The organism is Neoroseomonas soli (genome assembly GCF_018129065.1).
GTDB classification, from domain to species: domain Bacteria; phylum Pseudomonadota; class Alphaproteobacteria; order Acetobacterales; family Acetobacteraceae; genus Neoroseomonas; species Neoroseomonas soli.
Map to the genome: position 1 here is coordinate 11,767 of NZ_JAAEDM010000060.1, position 19,716 is coordinate 31,482.

Annotated in this window: 17 protein-coding genes and 1 tRNA gene; 10 read left to right on the top strand and 8 right to left on the bottom strand. The window is 72.4% G+C overall.

Features of this window, described 5'->3' with window-relative positions; all coding sequences use genetic code 11:
* Positions 1-271 precede the first annotated feature (271 nt).
* From GXW76_RS18335 to GXW76_RS18350, 4 genes are all read left to right on the top strand, one after another.
* Positions 272-988 (top strand): response regulator, encoded by a 717-nt coding sequence (locus GXW76_RS18335; protein ID WP_211863545.1) that lies wholly within the window; start codon positions 272-274, stop codon positions 986-988.
* Positions 981-2,327: an ATP-binding protein gene (locus GXW76_RS18340; RefSeq protein WP_338150991.1), complete on the top strand. Its 1,347-nt coding sequence runs from the start codon at positions 981-983 to the stop codon at positions 2,325-2,327. The genes GXW76_RS18335 and GXW76_RS18340 overlap by 8 nt, the downstream gene beginning before the upstream one ends.
* 111 nt (positions 2,328-2,438) lie before the next feature.
* Positions 2,439-3,002, top strand: coding sequence for a LemA family protein (locus GXW76_RS18345; RefSeq protein ID WP_211863547.1), 564 nt, complete (start codon positions 2,439-2,441; stop codon positions 3,000-3,002).
* 13 nt (positions 3,003-3,015) lie between these two features.
* Positions 3,016-4,176, top strand: coding sequence for a M48 family metallopeptidase (locus tag GXW76_RS18350; protein ID WP_211863548.1), 1,161 nt, complete (start codon positions 3,016-3,018; stop codon positions 4,174-4,176).
* Here GXW76_RS18350 and GXW76_RS18355 read toward each other — a convergent pair whose 3' ends face one another.
* From GXW76_RS18355 to GXW76_RS18365, 3 genes are all read right to left on the bottom strand, one after another.
* A complete protein-coding gene (locus GXW76_RS18355; RefSeq protein ID WP_211863549.1) occupies positions 4,177-4,821 on the bottom strand; it encodes an aspartate/glutamate racemase family protein in 645 nt (214 codons plus the stop codon). It abuts the gene before it with no gap.
* Positions 4,818-5,270: a hypothetical protein gene (locus GXW76_RS18360; protein WP_211863550.1), complete on the bottom strand. Its 453-nt coding sequence runs from the start codon at positions 5,268-5,270 to the stop codon at positions 4,818-4,820. The genes GXW76_RS18355 and GXW76_RS18360 overlap by 4 nt, the downstream gene beginning before the upstream one ends.
* A 64-nt stretch (positions 5,271-5,334) precedes the next feature.
* Positions 5,335-6,558 (bottom strand): MFS transporter, encoded by a 1,224-nt coding sequence (locus tag GXW76_RS18365; RefSeq protein ID WP_211863551.1) that lies wholly within the window; start codon positions 6,556-6,558, stop codon positions 5,335-5,337.
* Between the two features lie 137 nt (positions 6,559-6,695).
* On the opposite strand from GXW76_RS18365, the gene GXW76_RS18370 reads away from it, so the two are divergent.
* The 3 genes from GXW76_RS18370 (at position 6,696) to GXW76_RS18380 (ending at position 8,689) form a co-directional block, all read left to right on the top strand.
* Positions 6,696-6,771, top strand: a tRNA-His gene (locus GXW76_RS18370).
* Between the two features lie 72 nt (positions 6,772-6,843).
* A complete protein-coding gene (locus GXW76_RS18375) occupies positions 6,844-7,629 on the top strand; it encodes an SDR family oxidoreductase (RefSeq protein ID WP_211863552.1) in 786 nt (261 codons plus the stop codon).
* A gap of 265 nt (positions 7,630-7,894) precedes the next feature.
* Positions 7,895-8,689, top strand: a complete 795-nt coding sequence (locus tag GXW76_RS18380; protein ID WP_211863553.1) for a hypothetical protein — start codon at positions 7,895-7,897, stop codon at positions 8,687-8,689.
* Positions 8,690-8,692: 3 nt separating this feature from the next.
* On the opposite strand, the gene hydA is transcribed toward GXW76_RS18380, so the two are convergent.
* Genes hydA through GXW76_RS18405 form a run of 5 tightly spaced genes read right to left on the bottom strand, consistent with a single transcriptional unit; the run spans position 8,693 to position 14,067 of the window.
* Complete coding sequence (hydA, locus tag GXW76_RS18385) at positions 8,693-10,147, bottom strand: dihydropyrimidinase (RefSeq protein ID WP_211863554.1); 1,455 nt, start codon at positions 10,145-10,147, stop codon at positions 8,693-8,695.
* Between the two features lie 59 nt (positions 10,148-10,206).
* On the bottom strand, positions 10,207-11,568 hold the full coding sequence (locus tag GXW76_RS18390) for a cytochrome P450 (RefSeq protein WP_211863555.1): 1,362 nt from the start codon (positions 11,566-11,568) through the stop codon (positions 10,207-10,209).
* Between the two features lie 37 nt (positions 11,569-11,605).
* Positions 11,606-12,295 carry an amino acid ABC transporter permease gene (locus GXW76_RS18395; RefSeq protein WP_211863556.1) on the bottom strand — a complete coding sequence of 230 codons (690 nt, stop codon included), beginning with the start codon at positions 12,293-12,295 and terminating at the stop codon, positions 11,606-11,608.
* A gap of 17 nt (positions 12,296-12,312) precedes the next feature.
* Positions 12,313-13,140 (bottom strand): ABC transporter substrate-binding protein, encoded by an 828-nt coding sequence (locus GXW76_RS18400; RefSeq protein ID WP_211863557.1) that lies wholly within the window; start codon positions 13,138-13,140, stop codon positions 12,313-12,315.
* Between the two features lie 15 nt (positions 13,141-13,155).
* Positions 13,156-14,067, bottom strand: coding sequence for a dihydrodipicolinate synthase family protein (locus GXW76_RS18405; RefSeq protein ID WP_211863558.1), 912 nt, complete (start codon positions 14,065-14,067; stop codon positions 13,156-13,158).
* A gap of 74 nt (positions 14,068-14,141) precedes the next feature.
* Between GXW76_RS18405 and GXW76_RS18410 the strand changes: the two genes are divergently transcribed.
* The 3 genes from GXW76_RS18410 (at position 14,142) to GXW76_RS18420 (ending at position 19,575) form a co-directional block, all read left to right on the top strand.
* A complete protein-coding gene (locus GXW76_RS18410; protein ID WP_211863559.1) occupies positions 14,142-17,036 on the top strand; it encodes an FAD-dependent oxidoreductase in 2,895 nt (964 codons plus the stop codon).
* A 69-nt stretch (positions 17,037-17,105) separates the two neighbouring features.
* Positions 17,106-17,675 (top strand): OmpA family protein, encoded by a 570-nt coding sequence (locus GXW76_RS18415; RefSeq protein WP_211863560.1) that lies wholly within the window; start codon positions 17,106-17,108, stop codon positions 17,673-17,675.
* Between the two features lie 163 nt (positions 17,676-17,838).
* Positions 17,839-19,575, top strand: a complete 1,737-nt coding sequence (locus GXW76_RS18420; RefSeq protein ID WP_211863561.1) for a ShlB/FhaC/HecB family hemolysin secretion/activation protein — start codon at positions 17,839-17,841, stop codon at positions 19,573-19,575.
* The last annotated feature ends 141 nt before the right edge of the window (positions 19,576-19,716 follow it).

Genomic DNA, 19,716 nt, shown 5'->3' on the forward strand with positions numbered 1-19,716 from the left:
TCCCCTCCTCCGCCCAGGCGGGTGTGAGGGGGGAGGCGGCGGGGGCCGTGTGCACTCGGGGGGATCCCCCGGCCGCCTCCGGGGAGCGTCGTCCGCGGGGGATAGAACGGGCGGCGTTCCGTACCGGGGAAGATGGTGTGTCCATTGGGCCCAACGAAGCCCCTCCCCGTGCGGAAATGCAACGCCGGGAAACGGCCGCGGCGGCAGATACAAGAAGAAACACGCGATCCCCCCATGAACCGGCGCCGCGGGACGCTATTGTAACAGAGACATGGAACCCGCCCCGCACATCCTCGTCGTCGATGACGACCGCGAGATCCGCGACCTGCTCTCCCGCTTCCTCGAGAAGCAGGGCATGCGCGTCACCGCCGCGCGCGACGCGCGGGAGGCGCGCAAGCTCTGGCCGCTCGGCCGCTACCACCTGGTGGTGCTCGACCTGATGATGCCGGGGGAGCCGGGCCTCGACTTCGCGCGCTGGCTGCGCGGCCAGTCGGACGTGCCGATCGTGATCCTGACGGCGATGGGGGAGGAGACGGACCGCATCGTCGGCCTCGAACTCGGCGCCGACGACTACGTGGCCAAGCCCTTCAACCCGCGCGAATTGCTGGCGCGCATCCGCGCCGTGCTGCGCCGCGCGAGCGGCGAAGGCGCGGCCAAGGAACCGCCCGCCAAGGTGATCCGCTTCGCCGGCTGGACGCTGGAGCCCGGGCGGCGGCGCCTGCTGAACCCGGACGGGGCGGAGGTCTCGCTGACCGGCGGCGAATACGAATTGCTGCTGGTGCTGGTCGAACGGCCCAACCGCGTGCTGACGCGCGACATGCTGATGGACCTGCTGCGCGGGCGGCAGGCCGGGCCCTTCGACCGGGCGATCGACGTCGCCGTGTCCCGCCTGCGCCGCAAGCTGGAGGATGACGGGCGCAACCCGTCGCTCATCAAGACCGTGCGCGGCGGGGGCTACGTGCTGGCGGCGACGGTCGAGCGTGGCTGAGCCCCGCCGCCGCATCGGCCTGCCCGCGAGCCTCGGCGGGCGGACGGCTTTCTGGCTGATCCTGGCGCTGATGCTGGTCCAGGTCGCCGGACTGACCATCCATGCGCTCGACCGCGTGGACCTGCAGCGCTTCATCCATGCGCGGGAGATCGCCGGCCGCGCCTTCGGCGCCTGGCGCACCGCCATGCTCGCGCCGCCCGACCGGCGGGAGCAGTTGCTCGCGGACCTCGACCTCCCCGACGGCCTGTCGATCGAACTCGCCCCGCAGCCCGCCGTGCGGCCAGGCGCGCCGCCGCCCCCGCCGGACGTCATGCGGCTGTTCCGCCTCGATCTCCTCAATTCCGGCCCGCCGCGGCTGCGGCCGCGGGAGGTGCGGCTCGGGTCCTGGCGGCCGGGTGGCTTCCAGGCGTCCCTGCGGCTGCCGGACGGCGAATGGCTCAACCTCCGGGTCGAGATGCCGCCGCCGCGACCCTGGCATTCCACCACCTTCCTCGCCGCCTTCGTGGTGATGACGGTGGCGGCGGTGCTGCTGATCCTCTGGGCCGTAAAGCGCCTGATGCGCCCGGTGCGGCTGCTGGCCGAGGCCGCCGACCGGCTCGGCCGCGACGTCAACGCGCCGCCCCTGCCGGAGAAGGGCCCCTCCGAAGTCACCACCGCCGCGCATGCCTTCAACCTGATGGCCGAGCGCATCCGCCGCTTCGTCGCCGACCGCACCCAGATGCTGGCGGCGATCGGCCACGACCTGCGCACGCCGATCACGCGCCTGCGCCTGCGCGCCGAGTTCATGGACGACGACGAGCAGCGGCGGAAGATGCTCTCCGACCTCGACGAGATGGAGCAGATGATCTCGGCGACGCTCGCCTTCGCGCGCGACGACGCGGCGGCGGAACCGGCCTCGCCCCTGGACGTCGCCGCTCTCTGCCGCACGGTGGCGGACGAGGCCGCCGATGCGCGGCCCGAACTGGCCGATTGCATCGCCTATGACGGGCCGGAACGCCTGGTGCTGCGCGCGCGGCCGGTGGCGCTGAAGCGCGCGCTGGCGAACCTCGTGAGCAACGCACTGACCTATGGCGGCGCCGCGCGGCTGCGCCTGGAACGCGGCGAGGGCGGCGCGGTGCGCCTCAACGTCGAGGATGACGGCCCAGGCATCCCGGAGGGCGAGCTGGAAGCGGTCTTCGCCCCCTTCCGCCGGCTTGAGGCCAGCCGCAACCGGGAAACGGGCGGCACGGGGCTCGGCCTGACCATCGCGCGCAACATCCTGCGCGCGCATGGCGGCGACGTGGTGCTGCGGAACCGGCCGGGCGGCGGGCTGACGGCGGTGGCGAGCCTGCCGGGATGAGCCGCACCCGGCACCTGTGAGACGCTTCACAGCGGGGCTCGCGCCGGGGCTGGCGCCGGATCACGGGGCCGCTAGTCTGCGGATCGAGGCGGCAGGAGAAGGCAACCAGGCATGGAATGGGTGATCCTCGGCATCGTCGTGGTGCTGATCGGCTGGCTGGTGATGGTCTACAATCGCCTCGTCACGCTGCGGCAGGTGACCGGGCAGTCCTGGTCGGACGTGGACGTGCAGCTCAAGCAGCGGCACGACCTGATCCCGAACCTGGTCGAGACGGTGAAGGGCTATGCCGCGCACGAGAAGACGACGCTCGACGAGGTGATCCGCGCGCGCAACGCGGCGGTGACGGCGCAGGCGCAGGGCCCGGCGGCGGCAGGCCCGGCGGAAGGTGCGCTGGGGGCGGCGCTCGGCCGGCTCTTCGCGCTCTCGGAGGCTTATCCGGACCTCAAGGCGAACCAGAACTTCCTCTCGCTGCAATCCGAGCTCTCGGACATCGAGAACAAGATCGCCGCGGCGCGGCGCTTCTACAATTCGTCGGTGGCCGAATACAACGCGATGACGGAAAGCGTGCCGGCGGTGTTCTTCGCCCGCTCGCTCGGCTTCCAGCAGCGCGGCTTCTTCGAGATCCCGGAAGCCGACCGCGTGGCGGTGCAGACGGCACCCCAGGTGAAGTTCTAGGGAGGGCACGGCCATGCAGGCCTTCGGCCTGCGCACGCATGCGTGGAACACGGCCTGGCGGTCGATGCTGCTGCTGGCCGGCTTCCCGCTGCTGCTCGCCATCACCATGCTCGGCGTCGGGCTGATCTTCGGCGCCGAGCAGCACGACCTCGGCCGCGCCTTCCGCGACGCGCTGCGCAACCTGCCCGGCCTCTACGTCATCGGCTGCGGCATCGCGATCATCTGGTTCGCGATCGCCTGGGCGGCGCACAACAGGATCCTCGACTGGGTGACCGGCGCACATCCGGTGACGCGGCAGGAGGAGCCGCGCCTGTGGAACCTGCTCGAGAACCTCTGCATCTCGCGCGGGATGAAGATGCCGCGCCTCGCGATCATCGAGACGCAGGCGATGAACGCCTATGCCGCGGGGCTGTCGCGCGAGACCGGTTCGGTCACCGTCACGCGCGGGCTGATGAACAGCCTCGACGACCGCGAACTGGCGGCGGTGCTGGCGCACGAACTCAGCCACATCCGCAACGGGGATGCACGGCTCGGGCTGATCGCGGCGGTCTTCGTCGGCATCATCTCGCTCGGCTTCGACATGATGACGCGCACGCGGCGCGTGGCGCGGGCGGGGCAATCTTCCGGCGACGGCGGCGGCTGGCGGATGCGGACGGATTCCCGCAACAGCGGCTTCGCCGCGCTGATCGGCCTGCTGATGATCGCGCTCGCCTGGGGCCTCGCGACGGTGCTGCGCATGGCGCTGTCGCGGAACCGGGAATTCCTGGCGGATGCGGGGGCAGTGGAACTGACCTCCGACCCCGACGCGATGATCTCCGCGCTGCGCAAGGTCGAGGGCAATGCCGACATGCCGGAGGTCTCGCCCCAGGTGCGCGCGCTGTTCCTCGAGGATGCGGGCGACAATGCCCTGTCCTCCCTGATGGCGACGCATCCGCCGATCGGCAATCGCGTCGCGGCGCTGGTGAAGTTCGCCGGCGGGCGCGACCCGGGGCCGATCGCCCGCACCGCGCCGGCAGAGGGGGAAACCCCGCCCTGGGCGCAGCAGGAGGCCTCGGACGAGACGGTGCGCATCGCCCCCGGCGCGGCGGCCGGCGAGACGCCCTGGTGGCAGGGCCCGGCCCAGGGCACGCCGCCGGGCGGCGGCGGCAAGTCGCCCTGGGGCCCGCGCGGCTGATCAGCCGCCGAGCAGCCGCTTCAGCTTCAGCACGGCGGTGTCCGGCGTGGTCAGCACCGGCTTGCCGGTGGCCTGCTCGACCAGCGGCTTGGCCCGCGCGAGGCTGAACTGGCCGAGCGCGATGGCGTCGCAATCCGCGAGGTCCCTCGCCGCTTCCGCCGCCAGGCGGTCATGCGTGGCGACATCCCCGGCATCGAGGGCTGCGAGCGCGCCCTCGGCGACCTTCGGCACCACGGTGATGCCCGCGGGGAATTCCGGCGTCATGGACGGGATGGTGCCGGGGAAGGTCACCAGCAGTCCGATGCGCTTTCCCTTGGTCACCGCCTCCTCGATCATCGCCTCGTTCGGCTTGAGCACGGGCATGGGCGCGAGGTCGCGCGCGCAGGCCTCGATCGGCGGGCCGAAGGCGGAGCAGGTGAACAGGATGGCGTCCGCCCCCGTCCCCGCCGCGTAGCGCGCCAGCGTCAGGAAGCGTTCCGTCATGCGTGGCGTCAGCTTCCCTTCCCGCGCCAGGTCGGCCGAGAGGCTGTCGTCCAGCAGGTTCATCAGCACCTGGCCGGGCCAGAGGCGCGCGAAGGCGGCCTCGATCGGCGGGGGCGAATGCCGCAGGGCGTGGATCAGGGCGATGCGCTTCGGGGTGGTCATCGGTTGGGGCTCCCGCAGCGACGCAGCGGCGCGGGCATGTCGCGGCAATTGGGGAAGGTGATCTCGTCCGGGCCGGTCTGCTGCACCTCCAGCACGTCCGGCCCGCCGGGGCAGCCGAAGCCGATGTCGGGCGGCAGGCGGCTGGCGAAGGCGCCGCTCGGGGCGGCCGGCTGGAAGCGGAAGCTGGCGCCGCCGTCGCGCGTCGCCACCGTCTCGATGACCCGCTGGCGGTAGGCGGGGTCGAGCAGGCCGGTGCGCATCACCACGTCACGGGTAAAGATTACCGTGGGCTGGGCAGTGCAGCGCGGGCCCTCGGTGTCTGAAGGCGGGAAGAAGCCGCCGGTCCAGGAGCCGAACAGCCATTCGTGCGGCGCGCTGGGCTGCTGCGCTGCCGCGCCCGTGGCGAGCAGCGGCGCAGCGAGGATGAGGCAGCGAACGAGGCGTCGCATGGCGGTGTCCTTCTCTCGCGGGGCCGCCGGTATGGCCCGGCAGGGCCGGGCCCGGCAAGCCGGGTCAGGCCGTCGCCGGCACCGCGCGCGGCCCGTCGCGCACCGGCAGGTGCACCAGCGCCGCGAAGGCCGCCGCCGCGATCCCGATGCTCCACATCAGGTCGTAGGACCCGGTCGCGTCGAAGACCAGCCCGCCGAGATAGGCCCCGGTGAATCCGCCGATCTGGTGGCCGAGGAAGACCAGGCCGAAGATCGTCGCGAGCCACCGCGTGCCCCAGTTGCGGGCGCAGAGCGCCACGGTGGGCGGCACGGTGGACAGCCACAGGATGCCCATCAGCGCGGAGAAGACCATGACGCTGGCCGTGGTCTTCTCGACCATCATGAAGCCCGTCATCAGCACGCCGCGGGCGGCGTAGATCGCCACCAGCAGTTCGCGCCGCTTCCACCGCTGCGTCAGTTCCCCGGACATCAGCGAGCCGGCGATGTTGAACAGCCCGATCAGCGAGATCGCTCCCGCCCCGACATAAAGCGGCAGCCCGCAGGAATGCACGAAGCCCGGCAGGTGGACCGTGAGGAAGGAGACGTGCAGCCCGCAGACGAAGAAGCCGAAGAACAGGCACCAGAAGGAGGAATCGCCGAAGGCGCCGCGCAGGGCGGCGCCCGCCGTCTCCGAATCGGGCCCATGCGCCGCCGCCGGCGCCGGCCGGTCCGCCAGGGGCAGGGCGAGCGGGATCATCAGCAGCGCCGCCGCCGCCATTGCAATGAGCGCCCATTGCCAGCCGAAGCCCGAAATGCCGAGCCCGGCCAGCGGTACCACGAGGAACTGCCCCGCCGAGGAGCCCGCCGTGCCCAGGCCGACGGCGCGGCCGCGCATGTTCTCGGGCAGCAGGCGCGTCAGGCTGGCGATGATGACCGGCATGCCGGCCGCCGAGACCGCCGCCCCCATCACGACTCCGGCGAAGAAGGTGAAGACCGGCAGCCCGCCCGACAGCGCCATGCCCAGGATGCCGCCGGCGTAGGCCAGCGCGCCGCCGATGATGACGATGCGCCCGCCGAAGCGGTCCGCGAACAGGCCCATGATCGGCTGCGTCACGCCGTTCAACAGCACCTGCAAGGCGATGGCGAAGGCGAAGCCCGAGGCGGTCCAGGCATGGGCCTCGGTCATCGGGGCGAGGAACAGGCCGAAGGATTGCCTCAGCCCCATGGCCAGCATGGCACCGGCGACGGCGCAGGCGATCAGGAGGCCGGCGGGCAGGACCGCCCGGCCGGCGGCAGGGGGCAGGCTCATGGGATGCTCCGCTGTTCGACCGATACTTGTCGTTACCCGGTGGGCAGGCAACGGGTCCGCCCACGCAGGGCAGCCATGCGTTCGCGCACGCGGTTGACGGGGCGCCCCGGAGGGACGTATTCCCCGCGCCTCCGGTGGCGGCCATAGCTCAGTTGGTAGAGCGCCAGGTTGTGGTCCTGGATGTCACGGGTTCGAGTCCCGTTGGTCGCCCCACCCTACCCCCCCCTTCCTTGCGCGTTCCGCCGTTCCCGGCAGGATGCGGCGCATACCCAGGGGGAAGCATCCATGCAGATTTCGCTGAACGGCCGGTCGGCTCTCATCACCGGCGGGTCGAAGGGCCTCGGCCTAGCCATGGCCAAGGCCTTCGCCGAGGCGGGCGGCAACGTCGCCCTGGTGGCCCGCGGCGCCGAGGCCCTGGCCCGCGCCGAGGCCGAGGTGCGCGAGGCCGCGCCGACCGCCAGGGTCGCCGCCATCGCCGCCGACATCCGCACGCCGGAGGGCTGCGAGCAGGCCTTCACCGGCGCGGCGCGGGCGCTGGGGCAGGTGGACATCCTGGTCAACAACGCCGGGACATCCCAGCGCGGCGGCTTCCTCGAGGTGTCGGACGCGCTTTGGCAGGACGACCTCGACCTCAAGCTCTTCGCGGCGATTCGCCTCTGCCGCCTGGCGCTGCCGGGGATGCGGGACCGGAAGTGGGGTCGCATCATCAACGTGCTGAACATCGGGGCGAAGGCGCCCAAGGCGGGCTCCACGCCGACCTCCGTCAGCCGCGCCGCGGGCATGGCCCTGACCAAGGCGCTCGCCAACGAGTTCGCCCCGCACAACGTCCTGGTGAACGCCATGCTGGTCGGCATCATCGAGAGCGACCAGTGGGTCCGCCGCCACGCCACCGACAAGCGCAACATCACCTGGGAGGAATGGAAGGCCGAGCAGGGCAAGCCCGTCCCCCTGGGGCGCATCGGCAAATCCGAGGAATTCGCCGCCATGGCCCTGCTGCTGGCCTCCGACGCCGGCGGCTACGTGACCGGCACGGCGATCAACGTCGATGGCGGGTCGAGCCCGGTCGTCTGATATCGGCAGGCCTTGGCGGCTCGCGCGGCATCCGGGGCGTCGGTCCTGCGGGCGGACGCCCCATCAACCCCGCGAGGCGCTTCGCGGGCGCCTTCCGTGTTGCGGCGTGGTTCGGCCGGGTGTCGCCAGGACGATGCCCGGCTCTGCCGTCGCGGGCCGGTCCGCGGCCCGGCCGCCCGGCAAGGAAGTGCCCCGCCGGCCACCGACCCGCCTGGGGCGAAGCCGTTCATTCCCGCGCTGCGGTCGCTTGTGATCGAGTGAATGCATGATCCACCGCCGCGCGCTTCTCGCCTCGCCCCTGCTGCTTCTCGGCCCCCTCGCCGCCCGTGCCGAGACGACGACCGCCGAGCCTGAGGCGCCCGACGACCTCCGGCCCGCTCGCCTGCCGACACCGCGCCCCGTCCGCCTGCGCCCCGGCGCCGAGCCGGTGACGCTCGAATCAAGCTCCTCCGGCTGGGGCGGCGGCGGGGAACGGCCCGGCCTGGCGCTGCGCTTCACCGGCCCCGGCGCGCCGGCTGAGGAGTTCCGCTTCCCGTCCTGGTACGGCAATGGCCGCGTCTTCGCCCTGCGGCAGTCGCGCGGGCGCGACCTCGTCCTCGCCGCCTTCGAGGGCAACACGGGCACCGGCACCTACCAGGAGATCCAGGCCGTGATCGGCCAGGACGACGAGGGTATCGCCCGCATCCTGGCGCTCGAGACCCTGCATTACCGCCTGACCGGCCCCTGCGAGGGCGGAACCTGGCTCAGCATCCGCGCCACGCCGCTCGCCGATGGCGGGGGCCTGCGGCTGGATCACTTCTGGCGCCGGCAGGGGGAGAACTGCCCGCCCCGTCGCGGCGGCCCGGCGCGGAGCCGGGCGGAATGGGCGACGACGCTGGCGTGGACCGGCCGCGGGCCGATGCGCGTGCCGCCGCCCCTGCGCGGCGCGCCGCGCGCGCGGCGGCTGGTCGAGGAATCCCGCGCCAAGGTCGCGCACTGGCTGGCCGAGGCGCCGCGCCGCATCGTCACGCTGGACGACGTCGAGGCGCTCGGCCTGATGGAGGCGATGGAAGCGGCCTGAGCCCTACCGCCCGGCCGGCGGCGCGGGGTCGAAGCCGTCCGGCACCACGCCGCGCGGGCGGATGAGGTCGTAGGGCGCGCGCGGCAGGAAGCGCCCGGTGCCGGGCTCGGCCTGCACCTTGCCGTCGCGCATCACCACATCGCCGCGGCGGATGGTCGCGACAGGCCAGCCGGTGACCTCCAAGCCTTCGTAGGGCGTGTAGTCGATCGCGTGCTGCATCAGCGCGTTGGTGATCGTGACCTTCTTCCGCGGGTCCCACAGCGCGAGATCGGCATCCGCACCCACCGCGATCATGCCCTTGCGCGGCGCGAGGCCCATCAGCCGCGCCGGGTTGGTGCTGGTCAGGCGGACGAAGTCGTCGAGCGTGATGCGGCCCTTGGAAACACCCTCGCTGAAGATGACCGGCAGGCGCGCGGCGAAGCCGGGGATGCCGTTCGGGATGTCGCGGAACACCGCATCCGCGCCGTTCTGCCGCTTGCCCTTGTCGCCTTCATACGAGAACGCGCAGTGGTCGGAGGATATCACGTCGAGCGTGCCGCGGCGGATCATCTCCCAGATGCGGGCGTGCTCCTCCTGCGAGCGTGGCGCGGGGCTGCACATGAACTTCGCGCCCTCGAAGCCGGGGCGGTCCATGTCGGCGGCGGTGAGAGCCACGTATTGCGGGCAGGTCTCGCCCCAGACCTTCACGCCGCGCGCCTGGGCACGGGCGATCTCCTCCGCGGCCTCGGCGCAGGAGACGTGGAAGACCTGGATGGGCTGGTCCACCAGTTCGGCGAGCGCGATGGCGCGGTGCGTCGCCTCGCGCTCGACGACCGGGGGGCGCGCCCAGGCGTGGTATTTCGGCGCGGTCATGCCGTGCTTCAGCAGTTCGGCCGTCCGCCAGTTGATGGCGTCGTAGTTCTCGCAATGCACGGTCACCAGGCAGCCAAGCTCGCGCGCCTTGGTCAGCACCCTCAGGTACTGCGCGTCGGACAGGTGCAGCGGCTCGTAGGTCAGGAAGACCTTGAGGCTGCGCACGCCCTCGGCGACCACGCGCGGCACCTCGTCGTCCATCACCGCGTCGGTCGGGTCGCTGATGATCTGGTGGAAGGAATGGTCGAGCATCCCCTTCGCCGCGCGGGCGCGGTAGTCCACGTAGCGGTCCCAGACGCCGTGCCCCTTCCATTGCGGGATGAAGCAGACGACCGAGGTCGTGCCGCCGGCGAAGGCGGCGGCGCTGGCGGTGGCGAAACTCTCCTCGTTGGCGCCGCCGCCGGGCTGGGGTTCCTCGATGTGGCAATGGCTGTCCACGCCGCCGGGCAGGACTAGCAACCCGCCGGCCTCGATCACGCGCGCCGCGTCGGCGATGCGCTCGGCCAGCGCCACGATGCGGCCGTCCTTCACGCCGATGTCGCAGCGGACCGTGCCGAAGCCGGTCGCCACCTGGCCGCCGCGCACCGCGAGGTCGTAGTCCGCCATCGCCGCTCTCCCATCCGCTGCGCTGCAACACTGCGGCGCGGCGGCGCGCCGGACAAGCGTCAGCGCGGGCTCACCAGCAGGTGCATTCCGCCCTTCGGACGCAGCGCCAGGCGGCAGTTCGGCTGCGGCGTGAAGCCCGGCGCCAGGGCGAAGCGGAAGCGGCGGAACAGGGTCGCGGCGAAGACCGAGACCTCCGTCATCCCGAAGGCCGCGCCGGCGCAGATGCGCGGCCCGATGCCGAAGGGCAGGTAGGAGAAGCGCTGACGCTGGCGCGCGGCGTCGCCGAGGAAGCGTTCCGGGCGGAAGGCGTTCGGCGCGTCCCACAAATGCTCATGCCGATGCAGCAGCCAGGGCACGGCGAGCACGATGTCGTCCTTGCGGACGTCCCAGCGGCGGATGCGGTCGGGCTTCACCGCCTGCCGCGCGAAGACCGCGACCGGCGGGTAGAGCCGCATGGATTCCTGGATCACCGCGCGCATGTAGGTCAGGCGCGGCAGGGCGTCGAAGGCGGGCGGGCCGGGCGGCAGGATGGCGAGTTCCTCCGCCACGCGGTCCGCGGTCGCCGGATGCAGCGCCGCGAGCATCGTCGTCCAGGTGAGCGTGATCGCCGCCCCCTCCGCCCCGGCGAGGAGGAACATCACCACCTCGTCCAGCAGGCGCTCGCCGGTCAGCACCTTGCTGCCGTCCGGGCGATGGGCGGCTCGCAGGGCGCGCAGCAGCGGCGTGCCGCCATCAGGGCCGGCCGCTTCGAGCAGCCGGCCAACGCGGCCGCGCAATTCGCGCGCGAGGCGGTTCGCGCGCCGGCGCGTCAGCCAGCCGAGCATGTCCGGCAGGCCCATCAGGCCGAGCAGGTCCACCACCTCGGCCGCGTCCTGGTAGGCGGTGAAGGTCTCGGCGATGACCGCCGCCTCCTCCCGCGGCACATCGGGGCCGAAGACGGCGAGCAGCAGGACGCGGGTGATGCCGGTGGCAAAGGCAGCGGCGACGTCCACGGGGCCGGTGGCGCGGGCGAAGTCCTCGGCGGTTTCCTCGGCCGCCTGCACGTAGCAGGGGTGGAACTGTGCGAGGCCCGAAGGATGCAGCGGCGGCGAGACGGCTTCCCGCCTCTCCGCCCAATCGTTGCCCCAGGCGATGAAGCACGACCCGCCGACGACCGGGCGCAGCGCATCCTCGAGGAAGCGGGACTTGCGCTGGTAGGTGTCGTGCTTGGTGACGAAGACCTCTCGCACCACTTCCGGCGTATTGGCGACGAGGATCAGCCGCCCCGGCAGGCGCGTCGAGAAGACCTGGCGGCGATAGGCGTCGGCGGGGAAGATCGAGAGCACGTCGCGCCGCGCCCGCAGCAGCCCGGTGAGCGCGGAAGGCGCCCGCCCGGCCGGTGCCGGCATGGGCGGGATGAAATCGGCGGCGAGGTCGCTCATGCTCCGGGCCGAGGCATAGCGCGCCGGCCCGGCGCTGTCACCGCCGGTCGGCGGCCTCTGTCCCGTAGCCGCGGCCGTAGCGCCGTTCCAGGCGCCGCTGCACCAGGTCCCAGGCGGAGGTCATCAGCAGGTAGTAGATCGCCGCGACGACGAAGAGCTCCAGCACCAGGAAGCGTTCCTGGATCAGGATCTGCGTCCGGCGCAGCAGTTCCTCCATGCTGATCACGGAGGCGACCGAGGTGGTCTTGAGCAGCCCGTTCACCGAATTGCCGAGCGGCGGGATGATGATGCGCAACGCCTGCGGCCAGACCACCAGGCGAAAGACTTGCGCGCGCCGCAGGCCGAGCGCCAGCGCCGCCTCCCGCTGTCCCTTCGCGACCGACAGGATGCCCGCGCGCACCGTCTCACTGAGATAGGCGGCCTCGTTCAGTGAAAGTCCGAGCAGCGCCGCCTGCACCACCGAGAAGCGCACGCCGAAGAGCGGCAAGCCCGTGTAGATGATCAGCAACTGCACGAGCAGCGGCGTGCCGCGGAAGATCCAGCAATAGAAGGCCGCCAGCCCGGCCAGCCCCCGGTTGCCTGAGAGCCGCATCAACGCCAGCGCCACACCGAGCACGAGCCCGACCGCGAGCGACGCCGCGGTGAGCCAGAGGGTCGTCAGCGCGCCCTCGAGCAGGAAGGGGTTCAGCAGGTAGTCGAAGAACCCCTGCCAGGACCAGACCTGCATCCGATCACGTCACGGCATCACTGTGGCCCGGCCACGGCGAAGCCGCCCTCGGCCACGGACACGCCGTAGCGGTCGAACAACGTCTTCAGGCTGCCGTCCGCGTTCATCTGCTGCAGCACGCGGGAAACGGCATCGGCCAGCGGGCGGGAGCGGAAGGCGAGCGCGGCTGGCGTCGGGAAAAGGCCATGCAGCACGCGCGGGAATTCGCCGCGCTGGTCGAATTCGGCGGCGACGGCGTCGATGGAGGTCACCGCCTCCACCTGCCCCGCCCGCAGCGCCTGGTAGGCCAGCGCGAAGTTGTCGAAGGTGCGGACGTTGATGGGACGCCCGCCGGCCTGCTGGACGGCCTGGCCGATCTCGCGCAGGCGGCGTTCCTCGAAACCGCCGATCTCGACACCCACGGTGCGGCCCGCGAGGTCCTGCTGCGTGCGGATGCCGAGCGGATTGCCGCGCGCCGCCGAGATCGCCACGGCATTGTTCTCGTAGCGGATCATCTGCATCATCCGCGCGCGCTCTTCCGTGTAGAAGATGCCGGTGTTGATCATGTCCCAGCGCCGCGCCGCGAGGCCGGGGATCATGGCGCTGAACTCGATACGGACATATTCGGGCGTGAGGCAGAGCCGGCGCGCGATCTCCGTTCCCAGTTCGACCCGCATGCCCTGCAACTGCCCCTGGGCGTTGACGAACTGCAATGGCGGCAGTGTCGGGTTGGTCGACATCACCAGGGTGCGCGGCTTCACCAGTTCGGAATCCGGGACCGCGGGCGTGCAGGCGGGCGCCTGCGCCAAGGCCGGCCCGGCGGCGAGCGTCGCCACGGCGGCGGCAATCAGCATGCGACGGTTCATCGTGCTGTCTCCCCGTTATTCCGCCGCCTGTGCGGCGGTGCCCATGAGGCCGATGCGTTGCAGGACCTGCGCCAGCGCCGGCATGTCCTGCGCGGGCAGCGGCAGGCGCGGCGGGCGTGGCGGGCCCATGTCCATGCCCATCAGGCGGAACGCCGCCTTGGTTCCCGAAACATATCGCGGACCGCCCACCCAGGGCAGCAGCGGCGCGAGCCTGCGATAGAGCGCCAGGGCCTTGTCCCGGTTCGCCTCGAATGCCGCGGCCTCGAACATCTCGGAGGACAGGCGCGGCGCCAGGTTGCTGCACACCGCGACCCAGCCGATGGCGCCGAGCCAGGCGCTCTCGTACCCGAGCACGCCGGCGAAGACCTCCATCCTGTCGCCGCAGAGGTCGATGATGTCGCGCACGCGCGTGACCTCGAGCGTGCTCTCCTTCACGTAGCGACAGTTCGGGATGCGGGAGATGCGCGCGAGCGTCGCCGGCAGCATGTCCACGTTCGAGGTCGCGGGGTTGTTGTAGACCATGATCGGGATGCCGATGGCCTCCGCGACGGTCGCGTAGTGGTGGAAGAGCTCGTCCTCGGTCGGCACCGAATAGAAGGGCGGGATGATCATCACGCCGTCGGCGCCCAGCGCCTCGGCTTCCTTCGACAGCGCCACCACCTCCCGCGTGTCCTCGGCGCCCGTGCCTATCAGCACCGGCACGCGCCCGCGCGCGGCGCGGATGACGGTCTCGGTGATGGCGGTGCGCTCCTCGCGCGAGATTGAGAGGAACTCGCCCGTCGAGCCGAGCGGGATCAGGCCGCGCACGCCCTCGGTCACCTGGTACTCGACCAGGCGTTCCAGCGCCTTCAGGTCCACCGCGCTGCCGTCAGGCGTGAATGGCGTGACCAGCACCGTGCAGGTGCCGCGAAAGGGCTCGCGGGACATCGGGGCCTCCGGGGATGGACGCGGGGCTGCCGCGTGCAATGATCCGAAACCGTTTTCATCGCCACGGCAAGGGCATGCGACTCTCCTCCCCCACCATCACGCCGGCGGCCGGGCCGATCCGCTTCACCTTCGACGGGCGGGAGGTGGACGCGATCCCGGGGGAAAGCATCGCCGCCGCGCTCTCGGCCGCCGGCATCGTCGCGTTCCGGCACACGGCGAAAGGGGAGCCGCGCGGCCTCTGGTGCGGCATGGGCGCCTGCTGGGACTGCGTCGTCACGGTGGACGGCAGGAGCGGCCAGCGCGCCTGCATGGTGAAAGTCGAAGCGGGCATGCGCGTGGAAGGCACCCCACCGCGCGATCCGGCGCGGCTGGCCGAGGCGCCCGCCGCTGCCTCCGAGCGCGCCTGCGACGTGCTGGTGGTGGGCGCCGGCCCCGCCGGGCTGTCCGCCGCCATCGCGGCGGCGCGCGCCGGCGCGCAGGTGATCGTGCTGGACGAACGCGGCGAACCGGGCGGGCAATACCTCAAGCCGCTGGCGGGGAGCCAAGCCGACGCGGAACCCGACGCCCAGTTCCGCCGCGGCGCCGCGCTGGTCGCCGAGGCGCGCGCCGCCGGCATCGCCATCCATCAGGGTGCCGCCGTCTGGGGCGGCTTCGCGCGCGACGAGATCGCCGCGCTGGTGGATGCCGCGGCGGTCACCTTCCGTCCCCGGCGGCTCGTGCTTGCCCCCGGCGCGCATGAGCGCCCCGTGCCGGTGCCGGGCTGGACGCTGCCGGGCGTGATGACGACCGGCGCGCTGCAGGCCCTCGCCCGCGCGCAGCGCGTCAGCCCGGCGGAACGGGCCGTGATCGCCGGCAGCGGGCCGCTGAACCTGCAACTCGCCTGCGAATTGCTGGCGGGCGGCGTGCAGGTGGCCGCAGTGGTGGAGGCAGCACCGAAGCCGGGCCTCGGCGCCTGGCGCGAGGTGCTGGGGATGGCGAAGGCCTCCCCGGATCTCGCCTGGGACGGGGTGCGCTACCTCGCCACGCTGCGGCGCGCCGGCGTCCCGGTGCTGTGGGGCAGCAGTATCCTCGCCTGCGAGGGCACCGATCGCTTCGCCGCGCTGCGCGTCGCGGCGCCCGATGGCGAACGGCGCATCGAAGCCGGCGTCGCCGCGCTCAACATGGGCTTCCAGCCCGAGAGCGGCCTCGCCCGCGCGCTCGGCTGCGCGCAGCGCTTCGCCACCGAAGGCTCCGGGGCGGAGATCGGGCGGCTGGAAACCGTGACCGACGAGGAAGGCCGCACCAGCGTCGCGGGCGTCTTCGCCATCGGTGACGGCGCGGCGATCGGCGGGTCGCGCGTCGCCCTCGCGCGCGGCAGGCTGGCGGGGCTGGCGGTGGCGCGGGACCTCGGCTTCCTCGCGCCCGAGGATGCGGCGGCACGGCGCGACCTCGCCCGCGCCCTCGCCTTCCAGCAGGCGCTGTGGCGCATCTTCGCCGCACCGGCCTTCGACGCCGACGCGATCGACGACACCACCACCGTCTGCCGCTGCGAGGAGGTCACCGCCGGCAGTCTCCGCGCCGCCCTGGCGGGCGGTGCGCGGACGCTGGCCTCACTGAAGAAGGTGACCCGCGCCGGCATGGGCCGCTGCCAGGGGCGCATGTGCGGTGCCACCGTCGCCCGGCTCGCGGGCGCCCCCGCGGCAGAGGACGCCTTCGCCGCCCCGCGCGCCCCCATCCGCCCCACCCCTGCCGCCGCCCTGATGCGCGAGGTCCCGGAAGGCTTCGAGGCCCCGGTGATCCACGCGCCGACGCCGACGCGCTGGCGCAGTCCGGCCATGCCGCTCGCCCCGGAGAACCGCGCCTGTGACGTGCTGGTGATCGGCGGCGGCGTGCTCGGCCTCTCCACCGCGCTCTATCTCGCTCGGGAGGGGGCGGACGTGCTGCTGGCCGACCGCTCGGAACCCGGCCTCGCCGCGAGCACGGCCAATGCCGGCAGCCTGCATGTCCAACTGCTCTCCTACGATTTCGGCGACAAGGCGGAGGCGCTGGGCACGGCTGGACCGGCCGCGGTGACGCTGCCGCTCGGGCCCCGCTCCATCGCCCTGTGGAAGGAGATCGCGCGCGACGCCGGGGAAGCCTGCGGCATCCGCACCGAGGGCGGGCTGATGCTGGCGGAGACGCCCGCCGAGATGGAGTGGCTGCACGGCAAGACCGCCGTCGAGCGCGGTGCCGGCATCGAGAGCCACGTCGTCGGCGCCAATGAGTTGCGCGACCTCGCGCCCTATCTCGCCCCGCGCTTCCTCGGTGCCGCCTTCTGCCCGCTGGAGGGCCAGATCGACCCGCTGCGCGGCACCGCGGCCCTGGTCGCGCTCGCCCGGCGGGCCGGGGCGCGCGTCGCCGGCGGGGTGGAGGTGACCGGAATCGCACGTGACGGTGCCAGGTTCGCCGTCACCACCGAGGGCGGGACCATCCGCGCCGGCCGCGTCGTCGTCGCCGCCGGGCCGTGGTCCGGGCACGTCGCCGCAATGGCCGGCGTGCGATTGCCGGTCGGCGGCCTGGTGCAGCAGGTCATCGCCACGGAGGCAGCCGGGCCGCTGATCCCTCACCTCGTCGCCCATGCCGGGCGGCACCTCTCGCTCAAGCAGGGGCCGCACGGGCACATCCTGATCGGCGGCGGCTGGCCGGGTGAGCACGACCCCGCCACCGGCGCCACTCGCAACCGGCGCGACAGCATCGAGGGCAACCTTTGGGTCGCCGGGCATGTCGTGCCCGCCGTCGCGGGGCTATCCGTGCTGCGTGCCTGGACGGGGATGAACGTGCACATCGACCGCGCGCCGATCCTGGGCGAGGCGCCGTCCTGCCCCGGGCTCTTCGCCGCCGTCACCTCCTCCGGCTACACGCTGGGGCCGGTGGCGGGGCGGACGACCGCCGATGCCGTGCTGGGGCGGGAGAAGGTCGCTCACGCCTTTTCGATCCACCGTTTCGGTTGAGCGGAACAACCGACACGCGGCGGGCGCGATATGCTCTAATCGCGTCAATTTCGCACGGAGGATCACCGGATGCGGATCGCCCTTCCCCTCGCCGCCCTGATGCTGGCCCTGGCCGCCCCGCCCGCTGGCGCCCAGGCCCCCACGGCGGACCCGCTCGCGGACAGCATCGTCCGCAACCTCACCCGCGGCATCCGGGTGCCGGGCCAGGTCGGGGACACGGTGACGGCCCCGATCACGCCGCTCGACTCGAGTGGCCCGGTCCAGGCCGCCACCACGGCGCCGCCCGACCGGCCGGCGGTCTCCCTCATGGTCACCTTCGCCACCGGGTCGGCGACGCTGACGCCCCAGGCGGAGGCGGTCCTGACCTCCCTCGCCCGCGCCTTCAAGGCCCCCGAGCTCGCCCGATCCCGCTTCCGCATCGAGGGCCACACGGACACCGTCGGCGGCACCACGCTGAATCAGTCCCTCTCCGAGCGCCGCGCCGTGGCGGTAAGGGACTACCTGGTCCGCCGCCAGGGCATCACCGCCGGCCGGCTCGAAACGGTCGGCTTCGGGGAAACCATGCTGCTGGTGCCGACGCCGGACGGCGCGGCCGAGGTCCGCAACCGTCGCGTGCAGGTCATCAACCTCGGCGATTGAAACATTTCCATCATAACCGTTGCGCGAGAGTGACGGCTGGCATGCTTTCGTCTCGGAAGGTGTGAATGAGCGGTATCTTTCGCTGCGAGGATCAATATCTTCGCGGCGAACCTTTCCCCAGTCCGCATCGGCAATGTCCCCGCCCACGACCTCACTGCGGTCCATGGCCGCCCTCGCGCTACTGTTCGCGCCCGGCCTGGCCCAGGCGCAGGTGCCGGCCAACATCCCGCGGCCACCACCGCCGCCCGCCGGACTGATCGAGCGGATCGGGCCACAGGAGACGCCTAGCCTCGCCCCCCGCACCCAGCCACCGCCCCCCGAGGCCATCCGCGGCCCCGGGGAGTCGCGGGAGGTGGCGATCTCCACCGCCGCCGTGCACGGCAACACGGCGCTTTCCGATGCGGAACTCCGCCCGGCCATCGCGCCGATCGAGAACCGGACGGTGACCCTCGCCCGCATCGAGCAGGCGCGGCTTGCCGTGCTCGGCGCCTATCGCCGCGCGGGATACCCCTTCGTCTCGGTCGCCGCCGCCCTGGTGCCGGAGCCTGACGGGCGCAACGAGGCCCGCTTCGCCGTCACCGAGGGCTATGTCGCCGAGGTCCGCCTGGATGGCGACATCGGCCCGGCGGGCACGCAGGTGCTGCGCTTCCTCGAGCGCGTGAAGGAAGAACGCCCGATCTCGACCGCCGCGGTGGAGCGCGCCCTGCTGCTCGCCTCCGACGTGCCGGGGGTGGAGGTGCGCGGCGTGCTCCAGCCCATCCAGGGCGAGCCGGGCGCCCTGCGCCTGGTCGCGCAGCTCAGCCGCTCCGCGGTCAGCGGCTACTTCAACTTCGACAATCGCGGCTACCGGCTCACCGGGCCCTGGCAGGCGCTTCTGGTGGCCGGGCTCAACTCCTTCACCGAACTGGGCGAGCGGACCGAGGTCTCGCTCTTCGGCGCCGAGCAGGCGACCCAGTACTTCGCGCAGGCGAGCACGGAGATCTTCGTCGGCTCCTCCGGCCTGCGCATGCGGCTCTATGCGGGGGTGGGCAACATCACCCCCTCGGGTCAGCTCGCCGAGATCGGCTACGAGAGCGACACGCAGATCGCCGGCATCGTCGCGACCTATCCGGTGGTGCGCTCCCGCCCCGCGAACCTCTGGGCTGTCGGGCAGTTCGACATGTTCGACAGCCATGTCTACACCGGCGCCGCGGACACCCCCGGGCCGCGCGCGCTGGCGGGACGCGACAAGATCCGCGCCTTCCGCGGCGGCTTCGACGGACAGGCGCTCGACAGCCTGATCGGCTTCCTGCCGCCGGCGACCAACATGGCCAGCATCCGCGCGCACCGGGGCATGATCGCCTTCGGCGCCTCGCGCGGCGACGACCCGAACTCCACGCGCATCGGCAGCCAGTACGACTTCACCAAATGGACCGGCGAATACCAGCGCGTGCAGCCGATCTGGTCGCCCTTCGACGGGGCGATGTTCAATGTCCAGGTCTACACGACCGGGCAGTGGTCCACGAACATCCTGCCGAACGCCGAGAAGTACTATCTCGGCGGCTCGCGCCTCGGGCGCGGCTTCTATTCGGGGCAGGTCACCGGGGACTGGGGCTACGGCTACGCGATCGAGCTGCAGCTCGACCTCGCCTACGAGATCCCGGCCGAGCCGGCGCTCGGCAACAATCGCGGCTCGACGCAGCTCTACGCCTTCCGTGACGTCGGCTGGGCGTACCAGAACCTCGATACCGACGCCGACCGCCGGCTGTCGTCCTGGGGTGGCGGGGCGCGGGTGGTGTTCTCCGAAACCGTCCAGTTCGACGTCGAGGTGGCGCGCCGCGTCACGACGCGGCCCGACGGCGCCTTCGCCGACCCGCTGCGCGCCACGCAGCTCTATTTCCGCACGCTGGTGAGGTTCTGACCCATGGCAGGCGTCGCGACACGGCCCATCCCCGCCCCGGCCCGCGCGCCGGCGCGCCGCACCCCGCACCGGGGCTGGCTGCTCGCGACGACCGCCCTGCTGCCGGTCGCGGCGGGGCCCGTCATGGCGCAGACGATGCCC

Excerpts from the sequence above, each read along its gene's own strand:
- GXW76_RS18335 (WP_211863545.1), top strand. The coding sequence starts at position 272 with ATGGAACCCGCCCCGCACATCCTCGTCGTCGATGACGACCGCGAGATC.
- GXW76_RS18345 (WP_211863547.1), top strand. The coding sequence starts at position 2,439 with ATGGAATGGGTGATCCTCGGCATCGTCGTGGTGCTGATCGGCTGGCTG.
- GXW76_RS18350 (WP_211863548.1), top strand. The coding sequence starts at position 3,016 with ATGCAGGCCTTCGGCCTGCGCACGCATGCGTGGAACACGGCCTGGCGG.
- GXW76_RS18355 (WP_211863549.1), bottom strand. The coding sequence starts at position 4,821 with ATGACCACCCCGAAGCGCATCGCCCTGATCCACGCCCTGCGGCATTCG.
- GXW76_RS18360 (WP_211863550.1), bottom strand. The coding sequence starts at position 5,270 with ATGCGACGCCTCGTTCGCTGCCTCATCCTCGCTGCGCCGCTGCTCGCC.
- GXW76_RS18365 (WP_211863551.1), bottom strand. The coding sequence starts at position 6,558 with ATGAGCCTGCCCCCTGCCGCCGGCCGGGCGGTCCTGCCCGCCGGCCTC.
- GXW76_RS18375 (WP_211863552.1), top strand. The coding sequence starts at position 6,844 with ATGCAGATTTCGCTGAACGGCCGGTCGGCTCTCATCACCGGCGGGTCG.
- GXW76_RS18380 (WP_211863553.1), top strand. The coding sequence starts at position 7,895 with ATGATCCACCGCCGCGCGCTTCTCGCCTCGCCCCTGCTGCTTCTCGGC.
- hydA (WP_211863554.1), bottom strand. The coding sequence starts at position 10,147 with ATGGCGGACTACGACCTCGCGGTGCGCGGCGGCCAGGTGGCGACCGGC.
- GXW76_RS18390 (WP_211863555.1), bottom strand. The coding sequence starts at position 11,568 with ATGAGCGACCTCGCCGCCGATTTCATCCCGCCCATGCCGGCACCGGCC.
- GXW76_RS18395 (WP_211863556.1), bottom strand. The coding sequence starts at position 12,295 with ATGCAGGTCTGGTCCTGGCAGGGGTTCTTCGACTACCTGCTGAACCCC.
- GXW76_RS18400 (WP_211863557.1), bottom strand. The coding sequence starts at position 13,140 with ATGAACCGTCGCATGCTGATTGCCGCCGCCGTGGCGACGCTCGCCGCC.
- GXW76_RS18405 (WP_211863558.1), bottom strand. The coding sequence starts at position 14,067 with ATGTCCCGCGAGCCCTTTCGCGGCACCTGCACGGTGCTGGTCACGCCA.
- GXW76_RS18410 (WP_211863559.1), top strand. The coding sequence starts at position 14,142 with ATGCGACTCTCCTCCCCCACCATCACGCCGGCGGCCGGGCCGATCCGC.
- GXW76_RS18415 (WP_211863560.1), top strand. The coding sequence starts at position 17,106 with ATGCGGATCGCCCTTCCCCTCGCCGCCCTGATGCTGGCCCTGGCCGCC.
- GXW76_RS18420 (WP_211863561.1), top strand. The coding sequence starts at position 17,839 with ATGGCCGCCCTCGCGCTACTGTTCGCGCCCGGCCTGGCCCAGGCGCAG.